The following is a 23151-nucleotide window of genomic DNA, read 5'->3' as shown; positions in this document are numbered from 1 at the left end:
TGTTTTTTCCTTTCCTTATTAATTAATCTGGGAAAAATTGAAACGGAACGGTTAACGCTGAACACCCAAGGACTCAAGTCTAGGGTTCTCCCTGATAATCTGCCATCTGAGTTGGAGAAGGTGGGGAAGACGTGTTGATTGTGTAGGGGCGGGTTTTACTACTGTCGTTTCTTCCCTCACAAAAGATGGGACTCGCGCCCGCCCAGACTGAGTGCGAGATTTAACTCACAACTCCCTCATCTCCCTCATATCGGCGCAACCTGATGATTCTTGAGTCGGCGACTCCCCTTGTGTTGCCAACAAGCGATGAATATAAATGAGGGCATCGGTAACTCCCTGTTGGGCAATGGGTGAGAGGGTTTCGCCAAACTCGAAGTCAACAGCGGGAATGGTAACCAACCAAGCGGGGGGAGAATGATTATAAAGGGCTTGGGCTAAAGCTAAGAGCGATCGCGGATCACAATGATGCCCGAATGGGACAGAATCAGCCTCCCCCGATCGCAGCGGAAAGACTTGCACCAAGGCTTTCTTTCCAGTAACGGGATAAGCATCCACAAAGATAGCCCCATCCACAGTAGCTAAGGTTTGTGCCAGTTCTGGGGTCAGTTGGTGTAGGGGGAGCGATCGCACCCCAAGCCACCCCCACTCTTGCACCTGCATTGCCACAACTTGACCCACACCGTCATCCCGCCGCAGCGTATTCCCATAGCCAATCACCACCCATGACTGAGGATTTGGATTGGCTTGTCCTAAATCGGTCGTAAGGGTGGCATTCATTCTCATTACCCCAATTGGTGTTAGCAGTATTCTAACTGGACTTCTTTTTTATGGTTTTGCAAATATTTCACTACCTCTTCTACTAAATTTCGGCGGATGGAAATGTTTTTGGGTAACAGCGGATTTTGGTAAAATTCGTTAATTTTCTGTCCCACTAAGAAGAGTACCGAATCCGCCATCAAGATTTCCTTGGCGAGAAGCACCGCCCCATTGCTGTCATTGGGTAAGCGATCGATATCACATTTACATTTTTTTAAGATTTCTAGGCTTTTCGAGATGGTTAATATCCCTTCGGTTACCAAGTCAATTTGACTTAACTTACCAATCGGCGGCAGATCCGGTCGCATAGTGGCAATATCCATTTCCACCTCTTCGCCCAGATATTTGCCCACAATATTCCCCGTGGTTCCGCCACAGATCACTTTTCTGCCCTCAAAGTTTAATAAACGTTCCACATAAACTTTGTCTTGACGTTGATCTAAAGGCGGACCTGTAAAAATCATTAACTCATTACGCTGTCGCACACAGACGCCCACAAACGTGGCATCATCCCCAATTTTCCCTTGATACAGGCTGTGCGTTTCGCTAATCACTTTGCGGACAATATTACGGGCAGTGTAGGTATCCCGAATATATAAGCTTTCGATGTATTTGGCAATATTTTCCCAGCCCCAGCCAAAATTTAAAACCTCACCCAGCCCCGCATACAAGACGCCATCACTAATCGCACCCAGGAAATCTCCCCGTTCTAAATACCCTTCTGAGATAACAATGTCTTTCTCCATAATTTTCTCCGTGCGCGTTTCAACTGGGACAGGTTTTCCTCTTCTAAAATGAAAAATTGGTGGGTTATCAAAGTTTATAACTTTAAACTTATTGGTTTGATGATTAATACGAATAATCGTAAAAGTGGCGTAAGCAATTTTCCGTACCCGACAAATTGGTAAAGTACCAATTACCGTTTTGATCACCTCAGTTAGGGACAGGTCAGCATTCAACATGGTGATCAAGATTTCCGTTGTCAGTGTTGCCAGAATGTTTGCTTTGACACCACTTCCCAACCCATCGGATAAAACAATTGTGCTCTTATCCTTCGTCTTGATAAACTTAACCTTGTCGCCACACAGTTCCTCTCCCTTTTTATTTAAGCTCAAATCATAGATATCCAGAAAGTTATCACTGCTCATAAGCTATTCTCTAGTGAAACTACTGCTCCCAGACGTAGCATGCTACGTCTCTACAACCCCACTGCAAGACTTATTCAGCGACTCTACTTATCTTCTACCCCATCTCCTGTTCTACCATTTGAATAATTTTCAATAGACTCACCTTCGTCGTTGCCGTCGTTTCTCCCAATATTCCAGCAATTTCTTGTACAACTTTCATTTGATTATCCACCACCTCATTAACCTTCTCCACCGTTTCCCGCTTAACTTTTATCAATTCTCGCTTCCGCTGTAACTCATAACTCATATTCACAAAAATAGCTGCAATTATATTTTCCTCTTTAATCGGAAAAATAACTTCTCTGACATAAAGTTGGTGATTTGCGTACTCTTTTTCCTTCCCCTGAATCACCTCATTATTATCCCAGACCCGTTGAAAATCACTGACATCTGTTAAAATTTGGGAGGCGGACTGACCAACAGCCGCCTCCTGCTCCACCTTAAACATTTTGCAAAAGGCAGGATTGACCAGCTTAATTGTCATATCTTTATCCACGACAATTAAGCCATTGGGATCATACTGCCACAGTAGTTCCCACAAACTTTTATCGTTACTTGCCATATTATTTATTGTTCAAGATGCTGTATCATTGAAGACAAGGCAAAATCTCTTGTTTAAACTTTTGCTCGACATTGTTAGCATTGATATTGACAAAAAATTTATCCTTGAATTTCATCACAATACCAGCGCTACAGGTTTCTAGGCAAAAGGAACCCTTTAATTCAACTTTATCCCCCAAATTGTATGTGCTAATCAACTCCTGAATTTTGGGTAATACTTCATAAACACCCAGTTGATGACACGCCGAACCCATACATAAATAGAGATTTTCTTTCCCGTCCATATTTTACACCTCAATTTTACTGCACGTTCAGCCCCTGTCTTTGGAAGATTTCCATCACCTGCTGCACCTGTTGGGGCGAGGGCGTTGGCGTGTTTTTGAGCTGATAGTCGTACCCCAACTGCTCCCATTTATATTCTCCCATTTTGTGAAAAGGGAGAACTTCTACTTTTTCCACATTGCCTAAGGTCGAGACAAAGCGGGCTAATCCCTCAATACTCTCTAAGTTATCGGATAAGTTGGGGACTAAGACAAAGCGAATCCAGGTTGGCTTTTTAATCTCACTCAAATACTGGGCAAATGCGAGTGTGGGTTCTAGGGAAACGTTGGTAATCTTAAAATAAATTTTGGGATCAAAGGACTTGATGTCCAACAAGACCAAATCGACATGATCCAGTACAGGTTTGACGAGATCCAAGTTGACATAACCAGACGTATCCAGAGCAGTATGAATCCCCAAATCTTGGCAGCGTCGGTAAATTTCGCGGACAAACTCCGGTTGCATCAAGGGTTCACCCCCTGAGATAGTAACGCCGCCGCCGGAAAAGCGCATATAAGAACGATACTTTTGTATCTGGGTCATTAGTTCATCAACAGTAACCTCCTGACCTTCACGGATACAGCGGCTATCCGGATTGTGACAATAAAGACAGCGCAGCGGACAGCCTTGGGTAAAAATAACAAAGCGGATACCCGGACCATCGACTGTACCGCAGCTTTCTATGGAATGAATGCGTCCTTTTACTGCGGATTGGGGAGTGGTGATTGGGGATTGAGAAATTGATGATTGCGTTACCATAGTTCGATTTTTGAGTTTTGAGGAAAATAGAGGCGGGTTTAGGAACCTTCTTATGGTTATCGATGATATCGTTTGTGCAAAACCCGCCCTGACTGAAAGTTGAATGGATTAAGGTATGGCAAACAATAGCGAAGCGTTGCGGCGGGGGTGTGGGGGGGTCGCAACGTCCCCACTGGGGGGTCTGGGGGGCTAGCCCCCCAGACAAACGGACTTGTCTACCTGATCAGGTAAAAACAACTCCGCCTAAATCCGTTCGTGGAACGTGCGGTTAATCACATCCAGTTGCTGTTCGCGGGTTAATTTAATAAAGTTCACCGCATAACCCGATACCCGAATCGTTAACTGCGGGTATTTTTCCGGATGATCCATCGCATCAAGCAGGGTATCGCGATTGAAGACATTGACATTGATATGATGACCCTCATCATGGAAATACCCATCTAGCATTCCCACCAAGTTATTCACCTTCGCATCATCCGTCTTACCCAATGCTTGCGGCACAATGGAGAACGTATAAGAAATGCCATCTTGGGCATGTTCATAGGGAAGTTTCGCTACTGAAGCTAAAGCTGCGATCGCGCCATTGCTATCACGACCATGCATTGGGTTCGCACCCGGGGCAAAGGGTTCCCCAGCTTTGCGACCATCAGGGGTACTCCCAGTTTTCTTCCCATACACCACATTTGAGGTAATCGTGAGAATCGATTGGGTAGGAACAGCACCGCGATAGGTCTTGTTCTTGCGGACTTTATCCATAAACGCTTTCACCAGGTTGGCAGTAATTTCATCCACCTGATCATCGTTATTGCCAAATTTCGGATAATCTCCTTCCACTTCATAGTCTACGGCGAGACCTTGGTCATTGCGAATGACTTTCACCTTGGCATATTTAATCGCCGATAACGCATCGCCAACCACCGACAATCCTGCAATCCCACAAGCCATCGTCCGATAAACATCCCGGTCATGCAGCGCCATTTCCAAACGCTCATAACAATATTTATCGTGCATATAGTGGATCACATTCAGGGTATTGACGTAGAGTTTCGCCAACCACTCCATCATTTGGTCAAATTTCCCCGTCACCTCATCATAATCTAGGTAATCCGAGGTAACTGGTGCTAGTTCTGGACCTACTTGATCGCCAGCTTTTTCATCTTTACCACCATTAATGGCATAGAGTAGGGCTTTAGCCAGGTTGACTCGTGCACCAAAGAACTGCATCTGTTTGCCAATGGGCATTCCCGATACACAGCAGGCAATGCCATAATCATCACCATAGTGCGATCGCATCAGGTCATCGTTCTCGTACTGAATCGAACTGGTTTCCACCGATACCTTGGCGCAGAACCGCTTAAAGTTAATCGGTAACCGTTCTGACCACAGGACGGTTAAATTCGGTTCCGGTGCAGGACCTAGGTTATTGAGAGTATGCAAGAAACGGAAACTCGTCTTCGTCACCAACGGACGACCATCTTCACCCATTCCGCCAATGGCTTCGGTTACCCAAACCGGGTCACCGGAGAACAGTTCATTATAAGCCGGTGCCCGCAGGAAGCGCACCATCCGCAGTTTCATCACGAAATGGTCAATTAATTCCTGTGCCTCGGATTCGTTGAGAGTGCCGTTATTTAAATCATGTTCAACGTAAATATCCAGGAACGTAGACACTCGTCCTAAGGACATCGCGGCACCATTTTGTTCCTTCACCGCACCCAGATAGCCAAAGTATGTCCACTGCACCGCTTCGTGGGCATTTGCCGCCGGACGGCTAATATCATAGCCATAGCTAGCTGCCATTTCTTGCAGTTCTTTTAGCGCCCGGATTTGTTCAGCAATTTCTTCCCGTTGCTGGATAACCGACTCGTCTATCGCATCGAATTCCAGGGAATCTTGCTGCTGTTTTTTATCAGCAATTAAACGAGTGATCCCATACAATGCAACCCGGCGATAGTCGCCAATAATCCGACCCCGACCATAGGCATCCGGTAACCCAGTGATAATACCCGATCGCCGCGCCGTCCGCATTTCCCGCGTGTAGGCATCAAATACCCCATCGTTATGGGTTTTGCGATATTTGGTGAAAATCTCTTCCGTTTGGGGATCAAGTTGATAGCCGTAAGCTTCTAAGGATTTCTTGACAACTCGGATACCACCCAAGGGCATAATTGCCCGTTTTAGAGGTTTATCGGTTTGTACGCCGACAATTTGTTCTAGGTCTTGGTCAATATAACCAGGTGCATGGGCGGTGATACTTGTGGGAACTTTGGTATCGACATCTAAAATACCTTTTTCCCGCTCTTGCTGCATCAAATCGCAGACTTTTTGCCAGAGTATTTTAGTCCGTTCAGTTGCTCCTGCCAAGAAGGAGTCGTCTTGTTTATAGGGGGTATAATTCTTTTGGATAAAATCCCGGACATTAATTTCATTCGTCCATTTACCGGGAGTAAAATCCTGCCATTGTTCGCATAAAACACTGGCTGTCTCTTGCTGTTGCGTAGACGTGTTAGGTGCAAATGTCCCAACTGTATGCATTATTTACCTCGTTTCTTGTGTAAACTTTTCGACTTTAGACGTAGCTCTGATCCTTTATTTTTCGTAAATTTTGGTCAAAACTCTAAGGTATTTGTGTTGCTGCTAAAAAAACCGTAGTGTTTTATTTTTCCCTCAGGCTCTTGACTAAATTCATGGATCTAGAGGAGGAACAGTAAGGTTTATCCTCACTAAATCTATTCCTTGCGGTTTATTTAGCTTGGACGTTTACCGCTCTCTCTAACTGTCTATCTATATCCTAACTCCATCGATATTAAATCAGCAAATTTTCTAGAAGTCAATCCACTTCTTTACAAAGATTTTTAATTGTCAAGGGTTGGGTGATTTTTATATGAAATGTCGGGGGAATACTACCCCTTAAACTCAGTTTGGTGTTAAAATGGGAGGATATTTTCAAAAATATTCTTTCTGCTCACAAAGGGCTATAGCTTAAGTTGACACGGATAAAGGCTTGGCACCCCTAGTGCGGCGGGCATGGAAATACTTGAGCAGCTTCGTAGGATCGAGTTCGGTAAACTCACTCGCCCCCATTGCCAGAACTTTTAGGGTGGTGATATCTTGGTAACGGGTATCCGTGAGGCTGATACTGGGCATTAAGCCAACACTATACCGTTTAATAATAAAGTCATTGCCGTCATGTAACGCCGCTAGGGGAATATGGCGCAACCCGGCGTCGAGAATAAAGCTTAAGTTTTCGATGTTGAGTTGTTGCAAATCCTTTTCTAGGGGACTGACTAGCCATTGATAGACTTGTTGTGCTGGAATACGATAGGCAGTAGGTCGTCTCGCATTCGTTACCGTTGCGTGAAAGTCTCGGACGACAGAGAGGACTTGGCTACGGGTGACATTCAGGGATTTGCGAATCGGCGGTTGGTCAGCCGTGACTAGAATTAATTCTAAGCGATCGCTATCTTGGGGAGTCTGCGATCGCAACAGTGACAAAGCGGTGTTTTCACTCCCTTGGTTTGGGGGAATCGGCGTAATCACTTGAGGAACAAACAGGACATAGATCACCGCTGGTTTGACACCCGTGACACTATTGATCTCTTGCAATAAGCTTTGGGCTTGGCTTAAGGTAATCTCTGAGGTGTTGTCTAAGCCAAAATAGTCGGCATAATCTTGACTCATCGATTGGTCAAGTTCCCCCAGTCCACTGGGTTCGGTGTTGGGATTTGACACCATCAGCCGTTCTGGTAACGTCAGAGGCTGCGTCAGGTCAACGGGATTAATATCGCCAAGGTTAATAATTTGAATATTGCCTTCAATATAGCTGGTTGAAAACGATTCAACGGGTTCAATGGTAAACTCACCACTGGTCAGAGAACCCTCCGTCCCGTTCTCCCCCCCATCACCCACAGTAAAGGGAATATCCCGCAACCCTCCCTGATGAATAATTGTAATCGAACCACCGCCGCTTCCTCCAGATGTGGAGATACTCGCCTCTCGGTCTAAGGTGTCGGGTATTTCCTCCGGTTCCAATCCACCCTCTGGAATTTTCGACAAGGCGTCTTGAGTCAAATCTGTGGCGCTGAAAATACCTGTTGCTGTCGCCTCCACATTCCCTCCTGCGCCGATATCTAAGGCTTGAGAATTGATTATGGATACCTCTATATCACTCTCATTTTCCGTTACCGTCAACTCAACCTTCCCCGCATCTCCATTGAGAGAACTGGAAATCAGAGGACCTGTAATAATATCTTGACCCGCCTTGAGGATAATATCGCCACCCTTACCCGTCCCCGCAGAACCGGATAACAAAACTCCAGGATTGGCAATAGTTTCCCCTAAAAATCGCACCTCACCCCCAAACGTATCAATAATACCCGTGGTGCTGGTTAGGCGAATATTTCCGCCATTCCCCATCGCCGACCCTGAACCCAGAGAACCTGTGTTGATATTACCGCGAGCGCTCATTATAATATCTCCCCCTCGACCCATTCCCCCGGCAAAGGTAAACACCGCTGCGTCTACAGCCAGTAAACCACTTCCCGTTTCCAGGCTTAATTCTCCCCGCGTTGGATCAATAAAAATGTTTCCTGTGATACTGGTCAGCGTAACCGAACCCCCATCCCCATTCGTCGAACCGGAATCAATCCCGCCCGTGATAATATTTCCCTGTGCCTGCAAACGGATGTCTCCTCCCTGACCTTCAGATGCTAGGGAAAAGAGCGTTTGGGTGCTAATCTGATCAGCCGTGGCGGTGAGATTAATCGCACCTGCGTCAAGATTACTGGAAGTATCAATTGTCCCCACCGTGACAGACGCGCCAGAAATCGTCACATCTCTACCCTCAGCTGTAATCGACGTTCCAGAGACAATAGTTGTATCCTGAGTGGGAATTGCAGTATCAGAATCCGTTAAGGTGACAGTACCATCGGGTTGAACCGTTAACCCCGTCTCCATTCCATCCGCCGAACCCGTCAGCAATGCGGCTAAATCCAGGGGAGTAATGGGGAGGAGTTGTCCTGAACTATCGGTGAGGGGTTCAAGTTCCAAATTTAGGACATGTCCAGGTTGAGTGATTCTAACGCGATTCTCTCCCGGTATTGACGCGATCGCAATCTGTCCACCGGAGGCTATTAGGTTCCCCGTATTAATCACAGGATTCCCCAGTAAGATTAAATTCCCCTCAGTTACAGCTAAATTTCCAGCGTTGACAATTGCCCCCGGTTGTGATAATTCAAACGTAAAAAGATTGGGTGTACCCATCAAACTCTGGTAATAATTGTCACCCCAAGCATTAAACCAAAGCGTTTCTCCAAACCCAATTCCCGTAGCCGTTGTCGCGGTAAAATCAGCCGGAACATTCAGTTGAGCATTCGCACCAAAAATAAACCCGGCGGGATTCATTAAAAATAGATTCGAGTTTCCCCCGGTGACTTGCAGCAAACCATTAATCAATGAAGCGTCACCGCCAACCACTCGCCCTAAGATAGTTTGAATCGTAGGTGAACTGATAAAGTTAGCAATTTGGTCAGCATCCAAGTTCAATTGCTCAAAACTATGAAAGAGATTCGCGCCATCTCCGGAATAGCTACCCCCGGTAATCGTAAACTGATTTCCCGTTTGAATGACTTGAGTTCCAGTTCCGTCATTAGCCGGTGTTACCCCTTGAGCCTTGGCGCAAATTGATTTTGGCATTGCTAAGGGATTAGTGCCAACCACGAGTACAACCATGGATAAGGCGGGAAATCAGGGATTTGCCCCCTATGAACAGATTGGACTAGGGAGTCGAGAGGTTACGGTTGATGTGTATACCTTAGCGGCGTCCTTATATTATGCGGTGACAGGTCAGCGTCCCGTTGGTTCCTTGGGGCGTAAGCTGTTTAATGCAGAATTAGTACCACCGCAACAAATTATTTCTGGGTTAAGTGATGCCACGAACCAGGCTATTTTATCGGGAATGGCGCTAGAACCGCAAGACCGCCCTCAATCCATGGAGGCGTGGTTGGGACTATTCACGTTTGAACCGCCAATTATCTTGTCGGTGACATCTCCATCCGTTGAGAGTTCAGCCACGGTTCAGCCGGCAAAAACTGCCAAAACCCTACCCGTGTCAGCATTTGACTTTGAGGTGGTGACGGTGGAGGTTAAATCGGGGGTGTTGGGGAAAGAAAGAAAACTAACGCTGAATCGTCGCACCCATCAGGCGTACCATTACATTGAAACCCTTGGCGATGTGCCTCTGGAAATGGTGGCGATTCCGGAGGGTACATTCCAAATGGGTTCGCCAGAGACGGAGGAAGGACATGGAGACCGTGAAAGTCCCCAGCATTGGGTGACGATTAAACCCTTCTTCCTAGGGAAATATCCTATCACTCAGGCGCAATGGCAAGCCGTGGCTCATTTTCCCAAAGTTGAGCGAAAACTTGACCCTGACCCCTCTAGATTTAAAGGAGAAAACCGCCCTGTAGAGCGGGTATCATGGTACGATTGTGTAGAATTTTGTGCGCGATTATCGCAGTACACAGGTTGGAACTACCGACTTCCTAGCGAAGCGGAATGGGAATATGCCTGTCGTGCTGGAACAACAACACCGTTTCATTTTGGTGAGACGATTACCACCGATTTAGCTAACTATAAGGGTAACTATACCTATGTTGCAGGTGTTGAGGGTAAGTATCGTGAGGAAACTACTCCTGTGGGTAGTTTTCAGGTAGCGAATGCCTTTGGCTTGTACGACATGCATGGAAATGTGTGGGAATGGTGTCTTGACCAGTGGCATGATAGTTATGAAGGTGCGCCGTCAGATGGTCAAGCTTGGATAATTGATGACAATAAGAATCATTATCGAATCCTGCGCGGCGGTTCCTGGTACGACTTCCCTTATTTCTGCCGCGTGGCGTTCCGCTTCTTCAGCAACCCCGACTTCCACATCGACGGCAACGGGTTTCGGGTAGTCTGCGTTTCCGGCAGGACTCTTTAGCCCTTTGTCCTCTTTCCCTTTTCCCCTCTGCCCTTTTTTCTTTTCCCTTTCCTCGCCGTAGGCGAGTCGATTTTTTTCAACAGCTAAGTTCGTAGTTGCGCTGTCTTCGCCATCAACGCTTGTATCGCTTCCTACTAGCGTGGTACATATAAAATCGTGATATAGATATTACCATAAAATCGGGCGCACGTCAGATGTAGGTTGGGTAGAGCGTAAGCGTTACTCAACAGGTTCTATGGAGAGTTGAAGAATTACACCCATGAAGGTAAACAAGCATTTTTTACCAATAAAATGATGCAAGATGCCGTGATTCGTAATTTAGAAATCATTTTCGATAGTTTAGCGGTTGTCGGGGTTTTAGGGGCTGTAGGGGCGAGTCGCTGCATCAATGTTCGGTGCGAAAATTAACCTATATCGACTCGCCCCTGTCTAAATGCGGTGTTGGATGATTACTGATACCGGGTGGAGGCTACCCGATTAAATTAAGGGTTGGGTTGTGTTAATTGGATAGGGCGGGTTGCACCATTTTTACCTTTAATTGACGATACCTTATACAGGGCGACCCGATCAAATTAAGGGTTAGGTGGTGTTAATTGGGTACGGCGGGTCGCACCATTTTTACCTTTAATTGACGATACCTGATACAGGGCGACCCGAGCAAAGTAAGGGTTAGGTGGTGTTAATTGGGTACGGCGGGTCGCCCCTACAATTGTTTCAATTGTTTTTATAACCCACGCTATATTTTGGGGAAAGTTTGGCGCGTAAACCCGCCCCTACACATAGACGCGCCATGGCACGTCTCTACATGATTCTATCTCCCTACCTGGATATCAACCTGTCACCACAAAATTAACCAGCTTTCCAGGTACAACAATCACCTTTTTCACCGTCTTACCTGTGATATAACGCTGGGCAACTTCTGATTCCCTGGCGTACTGTTCCAAGGCTGATTTATCGGAATCAGCAGGAACCTGAATTGTGCCACGGGTTTTACCCATGATTTGAATCACCAGGGTAATCTCATCAGCGATTAATGCTTCTGGTTCAAAGGTAGACCAAGGTTGTAGGTGTACTGAATCGGTATGACCAATGCCATGCCATAATTCTTCCGCAATATGGGGGGCAAAGGGGGCTAATAATAGAATCAGTGTCTCGATTCCTTCGGCGTAAACGGGGGAGTCTTTGCACTTAGCATCACCGAGGGCGTTGCTGAGTTTCATTAACTCGGAAACCGCTGTATTAAATTGATACTCCCCGTCTAAATCATCGGTGACTTCTTTAATCGCCGTGTGAATTGTCCGCCGCAGGTCTTTTTCCGGTTTACTTAACTCAGGGGGAGTGGTGGTTGAACGGTTGGTTCGGTTTGCCGCAAATTCCTCGACCAAACGCCAAACTCGGTTGAGGAAACGGAATTGTCCTTCCACATCTGCATCATCCCATTCCAGGTCTTTTTCTGGAGGGGCTTTAAACAGGATAAACATGCGGGCGGTATCGGCACCATATTTGTTAATTACCTCTTTAGGTGCGACACCGTTGTATTTGGATTTGGACATGGTTTTGTAGGACACCTCCAGGGTTTCCCCGGTTTCTGGGTCTTTGGGGTCACTGGGGTTGACCTCAACTGAGGGAATCCATTTCCCGGTTCTGGGGTTCATATAGGTTAACCCCTGCACCATCCCCTGAGTCAACAGACGCTGGAACGGTTCATCAAAATTGAGTAAGCCGCGATCGCGCAGAACTTTGGTGAAGAAACGGGAGTACAATAGGTGCAAAATCGCGTGTTCAATGCCACCCACGTACTGGTCTACGGGCATCCAGTCATTGGTTTTGCTCTTGTCAAAAACCTGCTGGTCATTATTGGCGTCAGGATAGCGCAGGAAATACCAAGACGAATCAATAAACGTATCCATCGTATCCGTTTCCCGTTTCGCGGCTGTACCGCAGGTGGGACAAGGCACATCTGTCCATCCCTCCACTTGGGCTAAGGAGGCGACACGCCCGCCACTCATCGCTATATTTTCCGGTAACTGGACGGGCAAATCCTTCTCCGGAACCGGGACAATACCACAATCAGGACAGTGAATCACCGGAATGGGTGCGCCCCAATAGCGTTGGCGGGAAATTAACCAATCCCGCAGGCGGTACTGTATCCGGGCTTTCCCCCATCCTTGGCGTTCGGCGTAGTTGACAATTTCTGCTTTGGCGACTGTTGATTCCATGCCATTGAACAGGTCAGAATTCACCACCACACCGGGTTCAGTATAAGCCTGTTTCGGTTCAGCTTTCGGGTCAGCCGCATCTGCTGCTACAATCACCGTCTTGATGGGTAAATTCTGTTCCCTGGCAAATTGGAAATCTCGTGCATCATGGGCAGGAACACCCATCACCGCCCCTGTACCATATTCATAGAGGACGTAATCGGCAATCCAAATCGGAATTTCTTCCCCAGTAAAGGGATTAATCGCCTTACCCCCAGTGGGAATACCCCGTTTCGGCTTATCCTCAGCCGTGCGTTCCAGTTCACTTTCCTGAGTCACCTCTTTAATAAAGGCGTCAACCTCAGCTTTGCGGTCAGGAGTCGTAACCTTTGGGGTTAAGGGATGTTCTGGGGCTAAAACCACATAAGTCACGCCATAAACCGTATCTGGGCGAGTGGTAAAGACACCAATTTTTTCATCGAAGTCGATTATGGGAAACTCTAAATAAGCGCCGATGGACTTGCCAATCCAGTTGGCTTGCATCAACTTCACCCGTTCGGGCCATCCCTCTAGCTTATCTAAATCGTTGAGTAATTGTTCGGCATAATCGGTAATTTTCAGGAACCACTGGCGTAAGAGTTTCCGTTCCACTTTCGCACCAGAACGCCAGGAACGTCCATCGCTATCCACCTGTTCATTTGCCAGTACAGTTTGGTCAATGGGGTCCCAGTTGACAGCGGCTTCTTTCTGATAGGCTAATCCAGCGTGGAAAAACTGCAAGAAAATCCACTGAGTCCACTTGTAATAGTCCGGCGCACAGGTCGCTAATTCACAGTTCCAGTCGTAGGACAATCCCAGACGCTTTAACTCAGACCGCATTTGAGTAATATTTTGATACGTCCACTTGGCGGGATGAACGCCCCGTTGAATCGCGGCATTTTCTGCGGGTAGCCCAAAGGCATCCCAACCCATAGGATGGAGGACTCGATAGCCCTGCATCCGGCTTTTGCGGGCAATGACATCGGTAATCGCATAGTTACGGACGTGACCCATGTGCAGGTTGCCCGATGGATAGGGGAACATCGACAGGGCATAGAATTTGGGCTTATCTGCCTTGTCCTGGGTTTGGTCTAAGTTTTGTTGTGACCAACTCGTTTGCCACTTTTCCTCTATCTCGACGGGATTATAACGCGACTCCACAAAAGAATCTCCTACAGGGTTGAACTGATCCGTTCTAACAATTTTGGCACATCATCAGGGGAGATGAGGAGTTTGTATGTAGTAAGGGATGGGAGCCCGTTAAAATCCTGGGTTGACTACTGGCGTGACGCGATAGTTCAGAAATCGACCAAAAGCGACGCGAAACCCCGTCATTTCTGATCCTTGTTTTGGTATTAGATGCACAAAAGGTTTTTTTTGTCAAATCTGCCCCTGATGAGTTGATGAAAATTGGGTGTTGAAATATGTTTGTATTTTCTCAGTTTTTCCCAAGTTAGGAAAAAAAAATGACGTTATTTTAGGGCTTTGATGGGTTTTGCTCTTAAAAGTGAACAAAAATAAACCAATATACAGGATTTAATTTTCTCATACTACAACCAAAACCAACGGTAAGTCAAGCTTTGCCAGGAGTTGCTGACTTAAGCCTTCAGTCCGATTATCTTGAGCAATTTAAAACTCAACAGAGAAATCGAAAAGTTATAGTTATAGGATAGGTTCACCGGTGAGGATGCAACCGGACATGATACTATCCGAGTTGTATCGCCGGGATGATGTCTTTGAGTTAGGGTGAAACTTGCCAGGATTTTCGCGATCGCATCCCATTAATCAGACACCAATACCCCCACGCGATCGCAAAGAGAATAGTGCCATGATTAATCAGCGTATTTTGGGCATTGACCACCCCCCAGGATGCAATTGTCATAATAATTAGCTAACTTGCAGCACGATGCGACCATTCACTTCACCGTTTCTGAGACGTTCAAATATATGATTAATCTCCTCTAACGGCTGCTTCTCTAAAGTGGGCTTCACCTTGCCTTCTGCCGCAAATTGTAAGCATTCTTGCATATCTTTGCGCGTACCGACAATGGAACCGCGAATAGTAATCCGTTTTAATACCACCTCAAAGATAGGTGTAGGAAAATCTCCTGGGGGTAGCCCAACTAAAGCACAAGTGCCACCTCGTCGTAGCGTTCCCAGGGCTTGACGAAAAGCAGCAGTAGAAACAGCGGTGACTAAAGCACCATGCGCCCCCCCAATTTTCTCTTGTACCACCGTGGCGGGGTCTTCTTTGGTCACATTCACCGTAAGTTCTGCCCCCAATTGCTTGGCTAACTCCAGCTTCTGATCACTGGTGTCTAAGGCGACAACATGGAGTGCCAAAGCTTTGGCATATTGGACAGCAATGTGACCTAAGCCACCAATACCAGAAATCACCACCCATTCTCCAGGTTTAGTATTAGTTTCTTTCAAACCTTTGTAGGTGGTTACCCCAGCGCAGAGAATGGGACTAGCATCAGCAAAATCAACGCCATCGGGGATAGGACTTATATAGTCAGCCGGCGCCACCATATACTCCGCATAACCTCCGTTGACAGAGTACCCTGTGTTTTCTTGATCAGGACACAGGGTTTCCCAACCCGTGAAGCAATATTCGCAATGTCCACAGGCACTATGCAGCCAAGGAACCCCGACGCGATCGCCTTCTTTGTGTAAGGTTACGCCAGAACCCACAGCGGCGATATAACCCGCCCCCTCATGTCCAGGGATAAAAGGCAAATTAGGCTTTATGGGCCAATCCCCATCAGCCGCATGTAAATCAGTATGGCAGACACCACAGGTAACGGTACGGATTAAGACTTCTCCGGCTTTGGGTTCTGGAATAGGAACCTCTTCAATCGATAGGGGTTCGCCAAATCTATGCACCACGGCGGCTTTCATCGTATTTGCCATAACCTTTATCCTTAATCGTTGGATTTTCTTGGCTTGATTCTATGTTCCCCTCCCCTGGGATTGCACCCTCGAAAGGAGGATATATATCCAAGGTGCAGGGGGGATGCAGGTAACTTATCAATATCAATTTATTTTACAAAATTGGGACGAAACATAATAAAAGTGTGAACTCCTTTAACATCAACCTGTCCAATGTTATCAAGTTTGTCATTGAGCATTAATCACATCGCCAAATCTTAATTGTTTTATCCGCACTCCCACTGACAATAATTTGCCCATCTAAACTGATGGCAATTGTATGTACAGCAGCCGTATGTCCTTTCAGCGTGCGAAGTTTCTGCCCTTTTCTAATCTGCCACAGTTTAATCGTTTTGTCGGTGCTACCACTGACAAGAATCTGTCCATCAGGACTAAATGCTACTGCATTGACCATATCATGATGCCCTTTCAAAGTTCGCAGTATCCGCCCACTACTGAGTTGCCAGACTTTAATCGTTCCATCGGCACTCCCACTGGCAAGAATCTGCCCATCGGAACTAAATGCTACCCCATTTACAGCATCATGATGACCGATAAGCGTATGAAGTTCCCGCGCCTTTCCCACCTGCCATAACTTAATCGTTTTATCAGTGCTACAACTGGCGAGAATCTTGCCATTTGGACTAATAGCAACTCCATTGACTCCAGCATTATGACCCTTAAAGGTGCGTAATTCTCGTCCTTTCGGCAGAGACCAAAGTTTAATGGTTTTATCATCGCTACCACTGGCAAGTAGCTTACCATCTGGACTAATTGTTACCGATTTAACCCCAGCAAATAGACCCGAATGTCCGATTAATGTTTGCTGTTCATTCCCAGTACTGAGTTGCCAAATCTTAATCGTTTTATCATTTCCCCCACTCACCAATGTTTGCCCATCGGCACTAACTGCAATAGATTGAACATAGCCAAACCTACCGACATGTCCTTTGAGAGTGCGTTGTTCCTTTCCTGTTTGCACATCCCATAGTTTAATCGTTCCATCTGTGCTACCACTCACGATAGTTTGCCTGTCTGGACTAATCGCAACGGCGTAGACAAAGTAAGTATGACCTTTGAGGGTATGAACACAACGCCAGTTCTGTTGGAGTGGCTGCAAAACTACATTTTGCAACTTGCTAATGCAGAAAAGCACATCTTGATACTCTCGTAGATCTTGCTGTTGCCAATACAGACTAGCCGCTTGATTAAGATCCGCGATCGCTTGTCGGTGTTCGCCCAGTTGAGAATAAGCCAGTCCGCGATATTTATAGGCTTTAACTAAATTAAAATCTAGCCAGATAGCTTTGCTAAAATAGTCAATTGCTTGCTGATATTGACAGCCCTTTGCCAGTTCCATCCCCCACTGGTAATAGGTTGTTCCATCCACATCTTGGCTAACCTCTGGCTGAGGTAATACCGAGGCATAATACTTAAGCTGTTGGTAAGCGTCATTTATTTTTTTAAGTTCCTCTTGTCCTTGGGCTTGTCGTTGCGGATCATCAGGAAAACGATCCGGATGCCAATATCTAGCTAATTCCCGATAGGCTTGTTTAATCTCTGCTAAAGACGCACCCGGTTGCAGTCCCAAAATTAAATAATACTGATTAAGCTGATCCATGAAAATTATGAATTATATGAATTATAAATTATGAATTTATTCCCCGTTTCCTAACGAATGACGAATGACGATCTTATTGATACCGCCAAATCTTAATTGTGCCATCGCGACTCCCACTAATAATCATCTGCCCATCTTGACTCAACGCAATAGAATTCACATCCTTGGTATGTCCCGCTAACGTCGCCGCCACTTTACCACCGTGCAAATCCCACAACTTAATTGTGGCATCAGCGCTACCACTGACGAGAATTCGTCCATTATGACTAAATCTTACACTTCGTACCCAATCCCCATGTCCTCTGAGGGTAGCGAGGAGTTTACCGTTCCCTAAATGCCATAATTTAATCGTCGTATCACTGCTACCACTGGCGAGTATTTTCCCCTGGGGGTCAATCGCCACCGAATTGACATCCCGTTCGTGACCTGTAAACCTGTTTACCAGTTCAGTATTATCCAGACGCCATAACTTCACCGTATTATCACTACTCCCACTAGCCAGGAATTGCCCATCGGGGCTAAAGGTGACTGAATTAATCCCCCGTGAATCACTGAGGGTGTAGAGTAAATTGCCAGTATCAATCTGCCATACTTTAATCACTTGGCGATCGCTACCACTAGCCAAAAATTTCCCATCGGGACTCATCGCTAGACATATCGATACTCTCGCATCGGAATAATCCGCGATCGTGCAGCTTAAAGACGCTGATTGCCACTGCCATAATTCAATCGTGTCATCCACACTAGCACTAGCAAGAATTTTACCGTCAGGACTAAACGCCACCGACAACACAGGTTTGGCATGTTTTGTCAGCGTATGCAACAATTCCCCCGTCTGAAGATTCCACAATTTAACCGTTTTATCGAAACTCCCACTCGCCAGACATTGTTCATCAGGACTAATTGCCACGGAACAAACTGAACTTGAATGACTGATGAGAGTATGAATACATTTCCAGGTATTTTTAGGAGGAATAAGTTGAGTAATAGTAGGTATCGCCAAGGTTTTTAGTGCGGCAAAATAGCGGTGAGATGTCGTCGTTGAATCATGGTTTAAATCTTGTAAAACATCTTGTGCCTTTTGATAACGTCGTCGGATGGGACGTTGCAACAATTTATCGATAACTTGACTTAATTCAGGACTAATGGACGTGGTTAAATAATCTCGCCACACCCAATCCCCCTCATTCACACAATAGAGTTCTAGGGGATGGCGTCGAGTCAACAGATGAATACAAGTTACACCCAAACTATACAAATCACTAGCAAAAAACGCTTGACCCAACGCCTGTTCCGGTGCAGCATAGCCAGCGGAACCAATAATTGTTCCTTTGCGAGTGAGGGCAGTAATCGTGGCAAATTTAGCCGCGCCAAAATCTACAATTACCAGTTGTCCTTTCCTGGCGCCCATAAAATTTGAGCAAGAACGACAAATTACATTTTCCGGCTTAATATCCCGATGAATAACATTATGACCGTGAATAAAATCTAGCAATGGTAGCAAACTATTCAGTAAATCTAGAATCTGCTGTTCAGTAAATGCACCGTGAGCCACTAAAATTTGAGCTAAATTGTACCCCGGAATATATTCTTGTACCAAATATTGACGATTATCCTGGTTAAAATGGGCAAACAGTTCTGGAATTTGGGAATGATAGCCCAAATCGTCAAGACGCACCGCTTCTTGCTCAAAAAGACTTGCCGCTTTCTGGACACTATCTGTTCCTTGAGCTTGGGGATAAAATTGTTTGATGACACAATGGGGTTTAGACGGTTTATCCTCATCCACGGCTAAAAAAGTTCTGCCAAATCCGCCCTGTCCAATTAATTGAATTCCCCGATAACGCTCTCTCAAGAGTAAATTCGACCCACAACTTTGACAAAATCGACTATTATTAGGGTTCTGGCATTGTAGGCAGTTAGGATTGAGGCAGTAGCTCATAATTTGTCATTTGTCATTCAAATCTAAGGGGGTATTATTTCTAGAAACGCAGGCGTGTACTACATCTATAGTAAACCTTTCCCACTCTGACGACAGAAATGGGAGCATGTCACCTTTGTAGGTTAGCAGACGCGGGGACGCGGGGAAGGAGAGAATTGAGAGATGAGATATTCCAGACGGGGGTGAACGTTTTGTGCAAAACTGACATGCTCCCACAGAAATGGCGATCGCATCTCCAATCCATTTCGGTTTAACTCTGGGTATTATCGGCTCTTCCGTATTTGGTGTACTAAATTGTTAGTTTTAGTTTCTAAAACATTGGACAGCATAAATGGCTCTCTCCGATACTTAGGGAATAATGTAGCTTTTGATACAAATTTAGTCAGATGCAAAGGCTTAAAATGCTAATGCTGCTATATTATAACTTTGCTTTATCACCACAAGTATGGGAAAGCCATTTTTCGACTAGGGCTACCGAACCATCTTTGGGTTAAAATTGGCTCAAGTCCTGTTATAATTTATCCTATAAGTTCGTAAATTTAAGTGAAGATCTGTATCAACAATGATGACCATCGAAGAGATGTACGAGTTTGATTTAAATGGATATATCGTCTACCCTAACGTTCTTTTACCAGAAGAAATCGAAAAAATAAATACCATTATTGATCAGGCAGGAGTAGGAGGTAAAAGAAAGTTTTCATTTTTTCACTTAGATTCTTACTTTCTTGAGCTAATGGCTCATCCTAAAACTCTAGCAATTCTTCAAATAATGCTGGGTGAATGGCTACGCTTCGATCATGCTTTTGGGATGGAGATGAGCAACACAACTCGTATTCCCGAAGACCTCCATGCTGGACCACTAAGGGAGCAACTCGCATTCTTTTACCAATGGTCTAACAATCAGATGCGTAATGGATTAGTAAAAGTTATCTATGCTCTAAACGATGTTAATCCTGGTGATGGTGGATTTATCTGTGTACCAGGCAGTCACAAAGGCAATGTAAAATATATGCCTAGACCGAATTCTCCATTAGTGGTTAATCCAACATTGAAAGCGGGTGATATGCTCATCTTTACTGAGGCACTGGTTCACGGTAGTAGACCATGGAAAGCTGAAAATCGCAGACGAGTGCTGATATATAGTTATGCACCAGGGTGTTTAGCTTGGATGAATTATGATTGGTGCGAACCTTACCGATCACTTACTAATAACGATGTACAAAAACAACTTTTAAGACCACCTCATGTCGGTTACTCTGATAAAGAATTTGATTTATCTAAAGGGCATTTTCCTCCTGCACCATCACGATTAGCTGTCAATTTTCCTAGTGATGACTATGTTTATACCCGTAAACTAAGGTCAGTTTATAAGAAAACAAGACACTCTGCCCGACAGTTACTTACTGGACTACAGGAGATTGGAAAACTCCTTTTCTTCGGATAGAAATTCAGATAAATAAATTAAGTTTAACGGCAACCCCTAAAGAATTACAACTCTTAAGTCAGCAACTTAACGATAAATTTAAAGTGATGCTAGATCACCCTACCAAAGCCGCTGTACCGAAGCCGATGAGACTATATTGGGTTACAACTGATGAAGCTATACTATCATAAATTACCTAATACTATGAAGAACTTTGGTGATAATCTAAACCCTTGGCTTTGGAATCAACTGCTTCATGGCATTCTGGACGAAGACCCTACCACAGCCTTTATTGGCATAGGTAGCCTAATTAACGATAACTTGCCTTTGCGGACTAAAAAAGCCCGTAAACGAGTAGTTTTTGGAACGGGTGTAGGATATGGTAAAGGTATTCCCAAAATAGACTCCTTTTACAAAATATACTGTCTTCGGGGTCTACTTTCTGCTCGTGTTCTTGGTGTTTCAGAGAAGTTAGCTATTACTGATCCAGCCGTCTTAATTAGAAAGGTTTTCCACGCTAAAAATTCTAAGCTCCATCGATTTGCTTATATGCCGCATCATCAACTAGCGGGTAAAGGTTGGGAACTAGTTTGTAGGGAGTTAGGGTTTAGTTACATCGATCCGGGTGGGTCAGTAGATAATGTTCTATCATGCTTAGCTAGAACAGAAATTTTATTGACTGAAGCTATGCATGGTGCTATTGTTGCGGATGCACTTCGTATTCCCTGGATTCCGATTATTACAAGCCCAACTATTTTACCCTTTAAATGGCAAGATTGGTGTTCATCTATTGGTTTAGAATATCGACCAGTTTATCTTGATCGTCTCCATCATCCACGAAACAGAAAAGATATTCTTTTACCTGTTCGAGTCACTCGAAATTGGCTTCGGCAAAAAACATCAGCAGCGCAACTATTAAAAGCGGCAAAAAACTCATCTCCCCTGTTAAGTGAAGACACCTGCATTGAAAGATTGGCGACTCAGCTTGATGAGCGACTGGAGCAATTTAAAGCTGATGTATTCTCAGGATTATTTTCTTGATAAAATCACGCTGGCCATTTCTTGCTATAAGTTTTAGACAGGTACTCAATAACGCCTTTAGTTTTCGCTCGAATTGGAATATCTATGACAACATAGAATAACCATTTTAGAGCTAAACTAAACTCCCGTTCTTTTATAAAAATCAGTATACGTGTTGGCGTGTGCAATAGTTGTTTATATTTATATTTTCTAGAAGTCTTGGCGTTTTTCGCTTCATTCTTAATTAAAGATATTATCAATGATAAAGAAAATGCGGCAATTAAATCAATGTAATACTCGATAATAGATCCTGATTTTAGTTTTTCATATAAATAATTAAGATCACCTCCGATTCCTCTCCATTTTCTGTTCTCAGCGGGAGCCAGAAAATGATAAGCCTGTGCTTCTGTCGCGCGAACTATCTTAAACCCGCATTTCTGAATTCGTCTGGCGAGTTCATGTTCATCACAAGCACTTGTTCTGAAGTATTGAAGATTTGTGTCGAAACGTAAGTCATCAAAAACTTTTCGTCGAACAGACCAGAGACTTCCATTGCCGAATTTTTTTGAATATTGATCTGTTAAGTGGCTCTTTTCGAGAACGCAACCCCAAGCCGCTGCTACCTCTTTATCTTCGATATAAACTTTGACTATTTTATTAAGGCAGTCTGGTAATGGACTGACATCGTCGTCAATGAATACAATAATCTCTCCCTTTGCATGAGCAACACCAAGATTTCTTGAGAAACAAGCTCCTCGATTCTGATGATTGCTGAGTATACGTAAGTTGGTCATTTGGGTTTCATAAGTTTTGAAAACATTGTGAGTGTCGTCTGTTGAGGCATCATCAATGACTATAACTTCATAATTCGAGTAAGTCAGCTTTGTGATTGCTGGAAGGCTATACTGGCTTAAACTTGAGGCTCTGTTGTAAGTTGCAAGTACAATAGTCACGCTCGGCAATTTGGATTCCATTTGTTTTTCTTAGCTTAGTTCGACGCTATCAACTCAGGATCATACTGAGATTGAGCGACCCAAGGGATTCCCCAGTGGTTGATGGTGTTTGGTTCCAAAATTTTGTCGCTTAGTCATATTAGCCCACATTCCGCACGCCCAACTGTCACAACTAATACTAAGTTGCAGTCTAATTATGTTCTCAATTTATTAGCAGATAGAACGGCGATCGCAGTGCAAGGTTGACTGGACTGGAGTTCAGGCGCGATCGCACTCCTGTTGCCTACGCCATATCTTGATTGTCTTGTCGCTACTCCCACTAATCAATTGCTGTCCATCGGGACTGAAAACCACTGATGTCACTGCACCCGCATGTTCAGATAAAGTGCTAATTAACTCCC

General features: G+C 45.0%; 18 protein-coding genes. 4 read left to right on the top strand and 14 right to left on the bottom strand.

Translation table 11 applies throughout. The features are described 5' to 3' along the window. Positions 1-225: 225 nt before the first annotated feature. The 7 genes from RID09_RS17305 to RID09_RS17275 form a co-directional block, all read right to left on the bottom strand. On the bottom strand, positions 226-777 hold the full coding sequence (locus tag RID09_RS17305; protein WP_446337171.1) for a hydrogenase maturation protease: 552 nt from the start codon (positions 775-777) through the stop codon (positions 226-228). Positions 778-797: 20 nt separating this feature from the next. Further along, entirely contained in the window at positions 798-1964 is a 1167-nt protein-coding gene (locus tag RID09_RS17300) for a SpoIIE family protein phosphatase (protein WP_446337170.1), read from the bottom strand. A 94-nt stretch (positions 1965-2058) separates the two neighbouring features. Continuing rightward, positions 2059-2565: a PAS domain-containing protein gene (locus RID09_RS17295; RefSeq protein WP_446337169.1), complete on the bottom strand. Its 507-nt coding sequence runs from the start codon at positions 2563-2565 to the stop codon at positions 2059-2061. Between the two features lie 25 nt (positions 2566-2590). Then, entirely contained in the window at positions 2591-2848 is a 258-nt protein-coding gene (locus tag RID09_RS17290; RefSeq protein ID WP_446337168.1) for a (2Fe-2S) ferredoxin domain-containing protein, read from the bottom strand. Between the two features lie 16 nt (positions 2849-2864). Then, positions 2865-3644, bottom strand: a complete 780-nt coding sequence (gene pflA / locus RID09_RS17285) for a pyruvate formate-lyase-activating protein (protein ID WP_446337167.1) — start codon at positions 3642-3644, stop codon at positions 2865-2867. 243 nt (positions 3645-3887) lie between these two features. Beyond that, the gene (pflB, locus tag RID09_RS17280; RefSeq protein ID WP_446337166.1) at positions 3888-6179 is read right to left on the bottom strand and encodes a formate C-acetyltransferase; all 2292 of its coding nucleotides are present in this window, start codon (positions 6177-6179) and stop codon (positions 3888-3890) included. 447 nt (positions 6180-6626) lie between these two features. Next, the gene (locus RID09_RS17275; RefSeq protein WP_446337165.1) at positions 6627-9338 is read right to left on the bottom strand and encodes a two-partner secretion domain-containing protein; all 2712 of its coding nucleotides are present in this window, start codon (positions 9336-9338) and stop codon (positions 6627-6629) included. Between RID09_RS17275 and RID09_RS17270 the strand changes: the two genes are divergently transcribed. Next, positions 9316-10623: an SUMF1/EgtB/PvdO family nonheme iron enzyme gene (locus tag RID09_RS17270; RefSeq protein ID WP_446337164.1), complete on the top strand. Its 1308-nt coding sequence runs from the start codon at positions 9316-9318 to the stop codon at positions 10621-10623. The two genes, RID09_RS17275 and RID09_RS17270, sit on opposite strands and share 23 nt — an antisense overlap. 243 nt (positions 10624-10866) lie before the next feature. Then, positions 10867-11031, top strand: coding sequence for a hypothetical protein (locus RID09_RS17265; protein WP_446337163.1), 165 nt, complete (start codon positions 10867-10869; stop codon positions 11029-11031). Positions 11032-11453: 422 nt separating this feature from the next. Here RID09_RS17265 and leuS read toward each other — a convergent pair whose 3' ends face one another. The 5 genes from leuS to RID09_RS17240 all read right to left on the bottom strand — a co-directional run bounded on the left by leuS (position 11454) and on the right by RID09_RS17240 (position 19354). Then, positions 11454-14021, bottom strand: a complete 2568-nt coding sequence (gene leuS, locus RID09_RS17260) for a leucine--tRNA ligase (RefSeq protein ID WP_446337162.1) — start codon at positions 14019-14021, stop codon at positions 11454-11456. Between the two features lie 580 nt (positions 14022-14601). Beyond that, entirely contained in the window at positions 14602-14742 is a 141-nt protein-coding gene (locus RID09_RS17255; protein ID WP_446337161.1) for a hypothetical protein, read from the bottom strand. A 5-nt stretch (positions 14743-14747) separates the two neighbouring features. Then, positions 14748-15773 (bottom strand): alcohol dehydrogenase AdhP, encoded by a 1026-nt coding sequence (adhP, locus tag RID09_RS17250; RefSeq protein WP_446337160.1) that lies wholly within the window; start codon positions 15771-15773, stop codon positions 14748-14750. A gap of 217 nt (positions 15774-15990) precedes the next feature. Then, positions 15991-17412, bottom strand: coding sequence for a DnaJ domain-containing protein (locus RID09_RS17245; RefSeq protein WP_446337159.1), 1422 nt, complete (start codon positions 17410-17412; stop codon positions 15991-15993). 73 nt (positions 17413-17485) lie between these two features. Then, positions 17486-19354, bottom strand: coding sequence for a protein kinase domain-containing protein (locus RID09_RS17240; RefSeq protein ID WP_446337158.1), 1869 nt, complete (start codon positions 19352-19354; stop codon positions 17486-17488). 562 nt (positions 19355-19916) lie between these two features. Here RID09_RS17240 and RID09_RS17235 point away from each other — a divergent pair. Both RID09_RS17235 and RID09_RS17230 read left to right on the top strand, forming a co-directional pair. Next, positions 19917-20798: a phytanoyl-CoA dioxygenase family protein gene (locus RID09_RS17235; protein WP_446337157.1), complete on the top strand. Its 882-nt coding sequence runs from the start codon at positions 19917-19919 to the stop codon at positions 20796-20798. Positions 20799-20948: 150 nt separating this feature from the next. Then, the gene (locus RID09_RS17230) at positions 20949-21818 is read left to right on the top strand and encodes a polysaccharide pyruvyl transferase family protein (protein ID WP_446337156.1); all 870 of its coding nucleotides are present in this window, start codon (positions 20949-20951) and stop codon (positions 21816-21818) included. A gap of 5 nt (positions 21819-21823) precedes the next feature. On the opposite strand, the gene RID09_RS17225 is transcribed toward RID09_RS17230, so the two are convergent. Continuing rightward, positions 21824-22771, bottom strand: a complete 948-nt coding sequence (locus RID09_RS17225) for a glycosyltransferase family 2 protein (RefSeq protein ID WP_446337155.1) — start codon at positions 22769-22771, stop codon at positions 21824-21826. A gap of 237 nt (positions 22772-23008) precedes the next feature. After that, complete coding sequence (locus RID09_RS17220; protein WP_446337191.1) at positions 23009-23143, bottom strand: WD40 repeat domain-containing protein; 135 nt, start codon at positions 23141-23143, stop codon at positions 23009-23011. Positions 23144-23151 lie beyond the last annotated feature (8 nt).

Source organism: Coleofasciculus sp. G1-WW12-02 (assembly GCF_040219735.1).
In the GTDB taxonomy this organism is placed as follows: Bacteria; Cyanobacteriota; Cyanobacteriia; order Cyanobacteriales; family Coleofasciculaceae; genus Coleofasciculus.
This window is presented reverse-complemented; position numbering and strand designations above follow the sequence as displayed.